The 10,496-nt window shown below is 62.1% G+C and carries 4 protein-coding genes; 1 reads left to right on the top strand and 3 read right to left on the bottom strand.

Annotated elements, in window-relative coordinates; genetic code table 11:
* A partial coding sequence (locus VHE12_11970) for a hypothetical protein (GenBank protein HVZ81495.1) occupies positions 1-2,963 on the bottom strand: 2,963 nt, incomplete at its 3' end.
* A 495-nt stretch (positions 2,964-3,458) separates the two neighbouring features.
* Between VHE12_11970 and bioB the strand changes: the two genes are divergently transcribed.
* Complete coding sequence (bioB, locus tag VHE12_11965; GenBank protein ID HVZ81494.1) at positions 3,459-4,475, top strand: biotin synthase BioB; 1,017 nt, start codon at positions 3,459-3,461, stop codon at positions 4,473-4,475.
* Between the two features lie 165 nt (positions 4,476-4,640).
* Here bioB and VHE12_11960 read toward each other — a convergent pair whose 3' ends face one another.
* Entirely contained in the window at positions 4,641-8,477 is a 3,837-nt protein-coding gene (locus VHE12_11960; GenBank protein HVZ81493.1) for a hypothetical protein, read from the bottom strand.
* Between the two features lie 351 nt (positions 8,478-8,828).
* Positions 8,829-10,496, bottom strand: a 1,668-nt coding sequence (locus VHE12_11955) for a hypothetical protein (GenBank protein ID HVZ81492.1), incomplete at its 5' end; no start/stop codon positions are given.

Here is a 10,496-nt window from a genome sequence, read left to right as displayed (position 1 = left end):
GCGGTATTGGTCGCAGTGGAAGAGGCTGTATTGGTCGCCGTCGGGGTGGCCGTATCCGTAGCGGTCCGGGTAGCCGTGCTGGTCGCTGTGTTGGTGGCGGTCGACGAAGCCGTGTTCGTCGCCGTCGGGGTCGCAGTATCCGTGGCGGTTCGGGTGGCCGTGCTGGTCGCGGTGTTGGTGGCAGTGGAAGAGGCCGTGTTCGTTGCCGTTGAGGTCGCGGTATTGGTCGCAGTGGAAGAGGCTGTATTGGTCGCCGTCGGGGTGGCCGTATCCGTAGCGGTCCGGGTAGCCGTGCTGGTCGCTGTGTTGGTGGCGGTCGACGAAGCCGTGTTCGTCGCCGTCGGGGTGGCCGTGTTCGTGGCGGTCCGAGTGGCAGTGCTGGTCGCAGTGTTGGTGGCTGTCGACGAAGCCGTGTTCGTCGCCGTCGGGGTCGCCGTCGAGGTCGCGGTATTCGTCGCGGTTCGGGTCGTGGTGTTCGTCGCCGTATTGGTGGCCGTGGACGATGGCGTGAAGGTGGGGGTCCGGGTCGAGGTATTGGTCGGTGTATCGGTGATCGTGTTCGTCGGGGTGCTCGTGGGGGTCGAGGTAGGGGTTTTCGTGAAGGTCAGTGTGGGGAGAGGCGTGTCGGTCCGGGTAGAGGTAACGGTCGGGGTCCAGGTATAGGTCCGGGTGAACGTATTGGTGATGGTGCTGGTCGGAGTGTTCGTGTAGGTGGGGGTCGGTGTGTAGGTGAAGGTCGGGGTGTAGGTGAAGGTGCTCGTGTTCGTGAAGGTGATCGTGTAAGTGGCGGTCGGGGTATAGGAAGCGGTGGGAGTATAGGTGAAGGTGGGCGTGAAGGTATTGCTGGGCGTGAAGGTGGCGGTGACCGTCGGGGTAAAGGTGGGGGTGAAGGAACGGGTCGGGGTATAGGTGGGCGTATTGGTGAACGTGTTCGTCACCGTAAAGGTATAGGTCGGCGTACAGGTGGCGGCGGGGGCGGCCTTGATCTCGATCCCCCAATTGTATCCGGTTTCGCAGCACCAATTCGGGTTGAAGCTTTGGTTCAGGCTATAGGCAGAGGTGGACCCGGGCGAATAATCGCTGAAAGCCAATCCAAGTTGCACGCTGCCCACATATTGGGAAGAAAGGGTCTTCCGGATGGTCCCGTTCACTATCCCGTAATTATTCAAACATGTATTCCCCTGCGTCGGGAGCAGTTGGAGGATCGTGCTGGTCGAGGTGGAAGGGGTGAAATTAAAGGCGGTGGTCACCGGGGTGTTAGAACATCCCGAAGCCGAGTTGGTCGTATTCACGCTGGTCGTGCCAATCGGAGAGGTGCAGTCGGCGCCGCTATAGGTCCACCAATCGTAGATCCAAGCATTGGCCCCCGAATTCCCCAAGGGGGTGCTGCCGCCAAAGATGCTCAAGGGTCCTCCCGAGGTGGGGTTGACGATGTAATAAAGGGATCGATAGACCGTTTGGCTGCCGGTATAGGTCTGGACGCCCCCCAGGCTTTGCATGACGACACCGTTGTAGTTGATCGTGCCGTTGGTGGTATTCCAAAAATTACCCGAACTTTCGAGCATCACGAACAGGACATAACAACCACCGGAAGAGGCGCCGAAATTCAAGGTCGTCGTCACCCCGGCTCCCGTGGTCGCCGAGGAGACATGATAATCGCTGTCGTAAGCGGGATTGCTTCCACCGCTCCCGCAAGGGACCAAAGGGGTCGGGGTGATGGTCGCGGTCCAGGTGGCGGTCGGCGTGAAGGAAGGCGTGAAAGTATAGGTGTTGGTCGGTGTGAAGGTCCCTGGCAACAGGGTGTTGGTCCAGGTAGGAGTGGGGGTATAGGTGGAGGTCGGCGTAAAGCTCTTGGTCGGGGTGTAGGTATTCAAGGGCGAAGTAGGCGTATAGCTGGGGGTGGGCGTAAAGGTTCTGGTCGGGGTGTAGGTGAAGGTATTGGTCGGGCAGAACATGGTGACGTCCGCAGAGGAAGTCGCCCCATACCCGGCCACGGAAACGCTATTGGTCTTGACCTGGCAATAGTCCGAGGGCCCGACCGAATAATCGATGAGCCAATAGTTCAGGGTCACGCAATAGGACCCTCCCGAAAGGGGCGCTCCCGGGAAACCCTCGGAGAAGATGAAGGGATCGCCGTAGGGGCCTTGGGGCGGGCCCGGGCTCCAGGGGCCGCCATAGCTGAACCCGGAAGGTTTATTGTCGAGGATGGTCACCGGGCTGGTCACCGCGCCACCCGTGTTGCAAACAATGGCCTGGTAGGTCACGTTCTGGCCCGAATTGATCCCGGAAGTGGGGCCCAACGCCGATTTGGTGATGGTGAAATCGGGAGGGCCCGGCGGGTTCACCATGGTGATGGGCATGCATTCGCGGAAATACATGTTGGCCGGGGCCGGGATGTTCTGCGGGCTCTGGGTCGGTGCCAGGGCGCAGGCCACCTGGCCGGTGAGCGGATCGAAGATCCGCTTGGCCCAGAAAAATTCGTTCAGGCAGACCGGGGTGTCCTTGAAATAGGTCCCCGGGGCGGGATTGGACCAGCTCGGGCTGTACCAGGGATTGCCGCCGACATCGTTGGGCGGGGGTGAGGTGCCGGTCGAGTCCCAATAAAAACTCAGGTTCCCGGCGTTGTCGCTGGTCATGTAGGAGTGCTTTCCACCGACACAAGTGATGTCAAAAACCCAAGAGGACAGGGTTTCGCAACAAATGGTGTTCGTGGTCTGGACCCCCAAGCAGTTATTGCCGGTACTGTTGATGACCGCCAATTGAGCCGGGCTCAGGACAAGGCTCGAGGGGGCGGATCCCGTCCCCTTGCTCACATAAGGGAAACTTCCAAGGGAGATCCCATTCAACCAAATATTGGAAACGTCATCCCCCGAAGCGTAGATGACCGCCGAGAGCGGCGTGCAGGTCTGGGCCCTTGAGATGCTTGGGGAAAAAAATCCGAGGAACAGAAGACAAAGAGCCATCGATCCTTTCCAAACGGGATGAAAGGAGCGCCGTCTTTCTCTTGTTGAAATGTTTTTAGGTCGGTTGCTCAAAAAAATTCTTTGATACTCCCACTTTAACGTTGGACTTCTTTGCACAAAAAGTAGCACTCCAGCATTTTTCGATCCCGGGCAGTGGAAAATAAAGTTGGTTTTACGGGAAACTAGGATTTAATCGGTCAACTTCTGGGTAATTTCAAAACCCAAAACCGTTTTGGAAAACGATTTAACCATCTTGATCATGATGAACCTAACGGATGATTTCGACGAAATTTTACCATTTTTAGGGCATTTTTTATGTTTTTTCTGATCCAAGGGCCTTGAAAAAAGGCTTTGTTTTCAATGCTTTTTACTATCCCAGCTCCCGCCAAAAGGCCCCTTTTTTCGCTTTCAGGGGCATGAGTCCCTTCCCCGGGCTCCCATAGGTCCTGTGCTATACTGCCCCACTTTTCCGCACCAAAACCCGAAAAGGAACACATGAACCCCAATATCCTCCCCCTGACGGCTTCCTGGCAGTCATTAACCGAAAAAGCGCTCAAAAAAGAGCCTTTGGGCCGGGAAGAAGCCCACCAAGTCCTGGCCGCTCCGGACTCCGAGACCTTCCCCATCCTTTTTGCCGCCTATCGGGTCCGGACCCATTTCCACGGCTCCAAGGTCAGGATCCACGTCCTCCAGAACGCCAAGTCCGGCGCCTGCCCCGAGGATTGCGGTTTCTGCTCCCAATCCTCCAAGTACCAGACCCCCGCCCCCCAATATCCCATGATGGAAGTGGAGTCGTTGGTCGAAGGGGCCCGCAAGGCGAAGGCCGCCGGGGCCTGGAAATATTGCATGGTGACCGCCACCCGCGGACCCAGCAACCGGGACCTGGACGTGATCTGCGAGGCCACCCGCCGCATCAAGGCGGAGGTGGGGGTCAAGGTCTGCACTTCGCTGGGGATCCTGACGGCCGAGAAGGCCCAGCGCCTGGCCGAGGCCGGCGTGGACCGCTTCAACCACAACTTGGAGACCTCGGAGCGCCTCTATTCCAAGATCGTCTCCACCCATCAATATGAGGACCGCGTCCGGACCACCCAATTGGCCAAAGAGGCCGGCATGGAGGTCTGCTCGGGAGGCATCGTGGGCATGGGCGAGGGGATGGAGGATGTGATCGACCTTTGCTTCAGCCTGCGCGAGGTCGGGGCCACTTCGGTCCCGGTGAACTTCCTGGACCCGCGGCCCGGCACGCCCTTCGAGAAATACCAGCGGGTCGATGCCCTTTACGCCTTGAGGGTCCTGAGCCTGTTCCGTTTCGTCCATCCGGACGTCGATGTGCGCGCGGCGGGCGGGCGCGAGGTCACCTTCCGGGCCCTCCAGCCCTTCGTGCTCCTGGCGGCCAATTCGATCTTCACCAACGGTTATCTCACCACGGGCGGGCAGGGTCAGGACGCGGACCTGCGGATGATCCGGGACATGGGGATGGTGCCGGAAGTGGCGGGGGGCGAGTTCCACGCCTGAGACGGTCGGCAAGACCTCCGGGACAGGGTCCAAGGACAAGGACCAAGACCGTAACGGTCCCGCCCCCGGGATCCCCTGTGGAAACCCCGGGCTTTTCCTGAGGCATCGCTTGAAATAAAAAAGGGCCCGAAAGGGCCCTTTTTTATTTCCCGGAACGCGCTTCGCTTAATGGAGCAGGAGGACCTTCTTGACGGTCCGCTGGGCGGCTCCCATGGGGTCGGTCATCTCGATCTCGGCCAGGTACATGCCGCTGGCCAGCGGCTTGGACGAGAGGTCCCACTGGAGGAAGCTGGCCCCCGTGGTCCCTTGGGCCGAATCCACCAGTTCCCCGGCCAGGGTATAGAGCCTCACCGATAGGGTCAGGTTGGCCGTGGCGGTGGCGTCGAACTTCAGCACCCATCCGTCGGTGGCCGCATGGTTGGGGTTCGGATAGACCGCCACCCCGCCCGGGGCCAGGTCGGTCCCGTGATGGAAGACGGTGATCTCCTTGATGATGGTCGATTCCCCGCCCTGCCCGTCGTTCGCATGGACCTCGATGAAATACTGCCCGCTTTGCACGATCTGTCCCTTGTCGTTGCGGCCGTCCCAGGCCAGGGTCGTGCCGTTGGAGAGGACCACCTGCATGTTGGAATTGACCCCGCCCTGGTAGCTGGGCGAGAGGGTGTTGGTGGAAACGCTGACCCCCGCCGTCAGGTTGGTGGCGTCGGCCAGGTATTGGCCCAGGTGCCGGATGACCTCCCCGGCCTCGTTGTAGATGAAGACGTCGGTGGCCGCCAGGTGCCGGGCCACCATGGCCACGGCGGTCACGGTGGTGACCGAGCCCAAGTTGTCCACGTTGTCGATCTTGATGTAGTACTTGCCGTTCGTCACCTCGTCGCCGCTTTCGTCCGTCCCGTCCCAGGTCCCGATGATCTTCCCCAAATAGCTGATATCCACCGTGTCGTTGATGGAAAGCAGGGTATCGACCGGCAAGGTGGCGTTCAGGATGGGCTGGGAATATTTCTGGATGAGGATGGTCTTCACGATCTCCCCCGCCTCGTTATAGACATGGATCTCCACCGTGTATTCGCCCTGCAGGGTGGCCGGGGCCTGGGCGATCTTGGGGCCGCTCGCCTGGGGATAGGTCAAGGCCGCCACGTTGAGGAAGCGGGTCCCCGCCGGGAGGAAGTTCTGGACCTGGGCGTTGTAGGTCAGGTTGTAGGAACCTACGGGCACGGGTCCTGGGATGTTCCAGACCAGCAGTTGCCCGGTCCCCGGCGTCGGACCGGGGGTGGGAAGGCCCATGGTCGTGAAGGTCCCCGGACCCGGCGGGGCCGGGATGGGGGCGGCGCTGATGAAGTCCAGGCCCGCCGGTAGTGTGTCCCAGACCACCAGGCTGGAAGCGGTGTTGGTCGTGACATCGATGTTGAGGGAATAGGTCAGGATTTCGCCCGCCCGGGGGGCGGTGTTCGAGACGGTCTTGGCGATCTCCACATCCACGACCGGCGTGGGGGTGTTGGTGGCCGTGTTGGTCGGTGTGTTCGTCGGGGTCCAGGTCGGGGTGGCGGTCGCGGTGTCGGTCGGCGTGTTGGTGAAGGTCCGGGTCGCAGTGTTGGTCGCGGTGTTGGTGGGGGTGCGGGTCGGGGTCGGGGTGGCCGTATCCGTCGGACTGTTGGTGGGCGTGGCCGTATTGGTCGGCGTCGGGGTATTGGTGGGCGTGTTCGTCGGGGTCGGCGTGTTCACGAAGGTGTCCGTCGGCGTGGCCGTCGGCGTGCGGGTGTTGGTGGGGGTCGGGGTATCGGTCGGGGTATGGGTGGGTGTCCGGGTGGGCGTGTTCGTCGGGCTATTGGTCGGGGTGGCGGTCGCCGTATTGGTCGGCGTGTTCGTGGGCGTATTGGTCGGGGTCCGGGTGAAGGTCGGCGTGGGTGTGTTCGTGGGGGTCAGGGTCGGGGTGGGCGTCGGGGTATTGGTCGGGGTATTCGTGGGGGTGCGGGTCGGGGTGTTGGTCGGTGTGGGGGTCGGGGTGTCGGTCGCACAGCCGGTGATCACCGCCACCACCGCGTTGGAGGTCACCGCCGCGCTGCTGGTGTTGTCCCGGATGGCTGCGGCATTGGTCACCGAATTGGAACCCGAGCAGGAAGCGACCCCCCACCAGGTGAGGGTGGTGCTGGGCTGGTCGAAGATCGTCACGGGAGAGAGGTTCCAGAGGACCTGGTCGTTGCCTGCGGTGTTGGTGCCATGCACCACCGGGACCAGGCTGGTCCCCGAGTAGGTGATCCCCGCCGGGACCGTGTCCCAGATGCGGGTGCTGACCGCCGCGTCATCCCCCAACATCCGCAGGTTCCCGTAAAGGTCCCGGCCCGTGGTGTAGGTCGAACCGCTGGAGGCCGGGTTCGATTGCCAGCCGTATTGGTAGTTCCCCGGGCCACCGCAGGTGACCCCGCTGGAGGTCGTGGTGGTGGTATAGGTGATGTCCCATTGTCCGGCGGGAGGCTCGGGCGTTCCCACGGGCCAGACCACCGCGTCGATGGTGATGCTGGTCCCCACCACCGTGATCTGGGCCTTGATGGTGTACCAGGTATCGTAAAGGACCGGGCTGGAGCCCTTCATGTAGGTCGACTTGAAACCGCCGGCGTGGGTTTGGCGGACCGCCACGTAGGAATTGGCGGTGCCGTTCTCCTGCAGGCTGAAGAAGCTGGGCGCGTCGTCCCGGGAAAGGATGAGGACGTAGCCGAACCCCGAGGAACTGTTGACCGCGATGGGAAGGCTGGCGTCCTGGCCCGTGCCGTTGGAGGTCGAGCCATCCTGCAGCACCGAGGGGATGTTGATGTCCCCTTCGATGATATAGGTCCCGCCGCTGCAAAAGGGCGCCGCGGGCGTGTTGCGCATGAGGGTCTCGTAGTCGGCGGTGGTGTTGGTGCCGGTGCGGGTCTGGACATCGATGTAATGGTTCCCGGCGAAATCACTGGCGATCTTCCAGGGATAAAGGTTGTTGCTGGTGGTGTAGCCCGTCCCGTCATAGCCCGTGACATTGGTCCCGGTGTTCGAACCGCTCCCCGACGTGTCGTTCAGGTAGGAGTCGGAGGTCTGCAGGCTCGTCCCCCCGATGCTGTAGGTCAGGGTATAGGTGATGGTCTGCCCGGGGGTCAGCGAGGTGGCCGACTGGCTCTTGGAGATCTGGAACTTGCCTCCGATGGCCACGTTGGCCGAGCCGGATGCACTGAGGTCGCTGGAAGCGGCGGTGGCGGTATTGGTGATCTGGGTGCCCGGGGTCCCCGAGGCCACCTTGGCCAGGACCCAGACATAGCCGGTCTGCAAACCCTTGGAATAAGGCAGCACCCACTTGGCCGTGGAACCGGCCACGGTCCCGCCGGGGCTGATCTCGGAGCCGTTCGAACTGGCCAGGGTGACGGATCCAGGCAGGGTGTCGGTGATCGTGATCGGTCCGTCATTGGCATAGGTGTAATCGACCCGGAACAGCACCAGGTCGCCGACGTTGGCCTGGTTCCCTTCCGCGCTTTTGGCGATGGAAAGGCTCGGCGGCGGGAAGGGGATGTTGATGGAAGTATGGTTCTGGGATTCCAGGTTGGCCAGGTCGTTGCACTTCGCGTCGCAGCCGCTCCCCGCCACCACGAACTGGTAGGTGCCGCCCCCGGCGAAACCCGCCGGGACGGTCACGTTGAAGATCTGGGTGGCCGGACCCGTGCCCCCGGGGTTGAGCAGGAACCCGCTGGAACTCACCGGCGGGCTGGCGGTGTCCGAACCGCCCGAACTTCCCCCGTAAATGACGAAGTCCTGGTTGGGCGTGCTGCAGGTCTGGATGGTGGTGGCGATGCTGTTGAAGGCGCCCAGCATATAGACCTGGTTCCAACCGCCCGTCTGGGTATAGACCACCGTGACCGGGATCACCTGCCCCGGACTGGCGGAGGCGACGGTCGTGACACTGTTGATGGTCAATCCGCTCGGGCCGCAAGCCGCCCAAAGGCCCGGCCGTTCCCCGAAGAAGATCGCCGCTAGGAACAAGGCGCCGAGGATCCATGGGCGTGAAGGCTCACGCAAACGAGGGGTCGGAGGGGTTGTCAGGGGCCGGGCCGTCATGTCCACTCAAGGTCCTAAAAAAGGCTTTTCATGAAGATTGAACCGGTTAAATGTCGGGAGAAAGGGGCCGGAAAATGACTTGTGAAAGCCTTGATTCGATTTTTGAGATTCTACCTTGATATGTAACGGAATGAAAATAATCCAAGTTCTTTTAAAACGTAAAAGCTGAGCTTCTTTAACGTAAAACGGACTTTTCCCAAAAAAGACACATCGTTTGGGGGGCTCTTCGGATGGAACAGAAGGAAAAGGACCGCCCGGGGAAATTCCCGGGGCCGGTCAGTGAAGCAGAAGGACCTTTTTGATCGTCTGTTGGGTGGCGCCCATCGCGTCCGTCATTTCGACATGGGCCAGGTACATGCCGCTGGCCAGTGGCTTGCCGGAGAGATCCCAGGCCAAATAGCTCGTCCCGGCCGCCCCTTGGGCGGAATCGACCCGTTCGCCCGCCAGGGTATAGAGCCGGACCGACAGGGTCAGGCCGGGCGTGGCCGTCGCGTCGAATTTCAGGACCCACCCGTCGGTCGCCAGGTGGTTGGGGTTCGGATAGACCGCCACCCCGCCCGGGGCCAGATCCGTCCCGTGGTGGAAGAGGGTGATCTCCTTGCTCACGGTGGAATCGCCGCCTTGGCCGTCGTTCGAGCGTACCACGATGAAATACTGGCCGCTGGAGACGATCCGGCCCGCGTCGTTCCGCCCGTCCCAGACCATGGTGGTCCCATTGGCCAGGGTGACCGTCAAGGTGGCGTTCACCCCACCCTGGTAGCTGGGCGAGAAACTGTTGGAGGAAACGCTGACCCCCGTCGAGAGGGTCACCGCATCATCGACGGACTGGTCCAGGTGCCGGATGACCTCGCCCGATTCGTTGTAGATGAGCACCGTCGTGGAGGCCAGGTGGCGGGCCACCATGGCCACCTGGGTGATGGTCGTCACCGACCCCAGATTGTCCACGTTGTCGATCTTGATGTAGTACTTCCCGTTGGTCACTTCCGCGCCCGAGTCGTTCGTGCCGTCCCAGGTCCCGATGACGTGGCCCTTATAAAGGATGCCGATGGTGTCGTAGATGGACTTCAGGGTGTCGCTGGCCCAGAGGGAAACGTTCAGGATGGGCTGGGACAGGCGCTCGATGGGGAAGGATTTCACGATCTCGCCCGCTTCGTTGTAGACGTGGATGTTCACGATGTAGTTGCCCTGCACCGTGGCCGGGGCCTGGGAGATCTTGGGGGAGGCCAGCCCCGGATAGGACAGGGCCGCCTCGTTCAGGAGCACGGTGCCGCCGGGGACGAAATCATCGACCTGGGCCGAGTAGTTCAAGGTATAACTCCCGCTGGGGACGGGCCCCGGGAAGGCCCAGACCAAAAGCAGGCCCGTGCCCGGCGTGGGGCCGGGGGTGGGGAGCCCGATGGTCGTGAAGGAACCGGGGCCCAAGGGCGCCGCGACAGGCGTGGCCGCCACGAAGCTCATGTGGGCCGGCAGGGTGTCCCAAACGGTGATGCCCGAGGCCGGGTTCGCGGGCACGACCAGATGGATCCCGTAGATCAGGGTCTCATCCGACTGGGGCGCGTTGTTGGAGACCGTCTTGGTGACCTCCACGTCCACGAAGGGGGTCGGGGTGTCGGTGGGGGTGTTGGTGCTGGTCGGCGTCGCCGTGTTGGTCGGGCTGTTGGTGGGAGTGCGGGTGTTGGTCGGGGTCGGAGTATTGGTGGGGCTGTTGGTCGGGGTCGGGGTGGCCGTGTGGGTCGCGGTATTGGTGGGCGTGGCGGTGTTGGTGTTGGTCGCCGTATTCGTCGGAGTGTTCTGGCTCGTGTCGGTGGGCGTGGCCGTCGGGGTGTTGGTGGGCGTGATGGTGGGGGTGTCGGTGGGCGTCCGGGTCGGGGTCACGGTGTTGGTGTCCGTCGGGGTGTTGGTCGGCGTGTGGGTCGGGGTCACCGTCGGGGTGTTGGTGGGCGT

It is taken from the genome of bacterium, assembly GCA_035549195.1.
Classification (GTDB): Bacteria; Oederibacteriota; Muellerivitia; order Muellerivitales; family Muellerivitaceae; genus DASZRK01.
This window is presented reverse-complemented; position numbering and strand designations above follow the sequence as displayed.